A 2,486-nucleotide genomic window follows, 5' to 3' on the forward strand; every position below is an offset into this window, starting at 1 on the left:
CGCGGCTTCCGCATCGAACTCGGCGAGATCGACACCGTCCTCACCACCACACCAGGCATCCAGCGCACCGTCACCGTCATCCGCGAGGACCGGCCCGGCGTCCAGCGGCTCGTGACGTACGTCGTCCCCGCCGCCGACGCTCCGGTGACGCCGGACACCCTGCGCGGCCACGCCGCCGCGCGCCTCCCCGAGTACATGGTGCCGAGCGTCTTCATGGAGATCCCCGCGATCCCCCTCTCCCCCAACGGCAAGCTCGACCGCCGTGCCCTCCCCGCACCGCCGGACGCCGTGACCGGTCCGTCCCGCGCCCCCAGGGACGCACGCGAGGAGATCCTCGCCGGCACCTTCGCCGCCGTGCTCGGGCTCGACACCGCCGGTGTCGAGGACGACTTCTTCTCCCTGGGCGGACACTCCCTGCTCGCCGCCCGCGCGGCGGCCCGGGTGCGGGCCGCGCTCGGTGTGGAGTGCTCCGTACGGGACGTGTTCGAGGCGCGTACCGTCGAGGCGCTGGCCGCCCGGCTCGCCGCACGCGGCGCGTCCGGCCGCCCCGCCCTCGCCCGGGTCGGGGCACGACCGGAGCCGACCCCTCTCTCGTACGCCCAGCGACGCCTCTGGCTGATCGACAGCGTGCGGGGCCCGGGGACGGCGTACAACGTGCCGCTCGCGGTCCGGCTCGACGGTCCGGTGGACCCGGCGGCCGTCCGGGCGGCGATCCAGGACGTGGTGGCGCGGCACGAGGTGCTGCGGACCGTGTTCACGGAGGTCGACGGGGAGCCGTACCAGCACGTCCTCGCCCCCGGCGGGGCCGAGGTGCCGTTCACGGTCCGGCGGGTCGCCGCCGGGGCGCTGGACGCGGAGGCGGAGGCCGCGTGCGGCCACGTCTTCGACCTGGAGCGGGAGATCCCCCTGCGGGTGACGCTGCTGAGCGCCTCGGACGAGGAGCACGTCCTGGTCGTGCTGCTGCACCACATCGCGACGGACGAGTGGTCCACGGGCCCGCTCCTCGCGGACCTCGACACCGCCCACAAGGCCCGTACGGCCGGCCACGCGCCGGAGTTCGCGCCGCTGCCCGTCCAGTACGCCGACTACGCCCTCTGGCAACGCGAACTCCTCGGCGACGCGGAGGACACGGAGTCCCTGGCGGCCCGCCAGGCCGCCTACTGGCGCGAGAACCTCACCGGACTCCCCGAGGAACTGACCCTCCCCACCGACCGGCCACGCCCCGCCACACCCTCGTACCGCGGCGACGTGGTGCCGTTCGAGGTCGACGCGGTGACCGGCTCCGGTCTGGCACGGCTCGCCCGGGCCTCCGGCGCGACGATGTTCATGGTGGTCCACGCGGCCGTCACCGCCCTGCTGCACCGGCTCGGCGCAGGCGACGACATCGCGATCGGCACCCCGGCCTCCGGCCGCGGTGACGAGCAGCTCGACCCGATGGTCGGGTTCTTCCTCAACACCCTCGTCCTGCGGGCCGATCTGACGGGCGAGCCGACCTTCGCCGAGCTGGTCGGCCGGGTCCGTGACACCGGACTCGCGGCCTTCTCGCACGCCGATCTGCCGCTGGAGGCGGTGGCGGAGGCGGTCGGCCAGGTCCGCTCGCAGTCCCGCAACCCGCTGTTCCAGACGATGGTGACGTACCACTCGGTCGAGACCGGGGTGGCCGAGCTGTTCGGAGTCCCGGCGCGCGAACTGCCGGTGGAGATCGGCGGGTCCAAGTTCGACCTGGAGTTCGCCTTCGGCGGCTCGGAGGCCGACGGCGCCATCAGTGGCGGCCTGCGGTACGCGACGGATCTCTTCGAGCGGTCGGGAGCCGAGCGGCTGACGGCTCGTCTCCTGCGCCTGCTGGCAGCCGTGGTGGCCGATCCGGACGCCCCGGTGGCCTCGATCGACCTCATGGACGCGGCCGAGCGGCAGCGGGTGCTGCACGACTGGAACGACACCGCGCGTGTCCTGGACGGGCCGGCGAACCTGGCCGACCTCGTCGCCGTGGGAGCCACCCGCGCCGACGGCCCCGCCCTCGTCTTCGAGGGCCGGGACCTCTCCCGTAGCGACTTCGACGGGCGCGTCAACCGACTCGCACGGCTTCTGATCGGCCGCGGAGTCGGACCGGAGTCCGTCGTCGGCGTCGCCCTGCCCCGGTCGTTCGACCTGCTCGTCGCGATCCACGCCGTGGTCCGAGCGGGCGGTGCCTATCTGCCGCTCGACCTCACCCTGCCCGCCGACCGCCTCGCCCACATGACAGCGACGGCCCGGCCCCTCGCGATCCTCACGGATCTGCTCTCCGAGAGCGCCCTCCCGGAGGGCGTCGGGGCGGTCCGGATCGCGCTCGACTCCCCTGCTGTGATGGGCGAGTCGGCGGGTCTGTCCTCCGGCACCCTGACCGACGAGGAGCGGCTCGCGCCGCTGCTGCCGCACCACCCGGCGTACGTCATCTTCACCTCGGGCTCGACGGGCCGCCCGAAGGGCGTCATGGTCGAGCACCGGGC

The 2,486-nt window shown here is 74.2% G+C and carries 1 protein-coding gene; it reads left to right on the top strand.

Going from position 1 to position 2,486, the window contains the following annotated elements; genetic code table 11:
• Nucleotides 1–2,486 (top strand): condensation domain-containing protein (locus ACFQ79_RS40615; RefSeq protein WP_383593409.1); only part of this gene is annotated, 2,486 nt, incomplete at both ends.

Source organism: Streptomyces sp. NPDC056480, assembly GCF_042795405.1.
GTDB lineage: Bacteria > Actinomycetota > Actinomycetes > Streptomycetales > Streptomycetaceae > Streptomyces.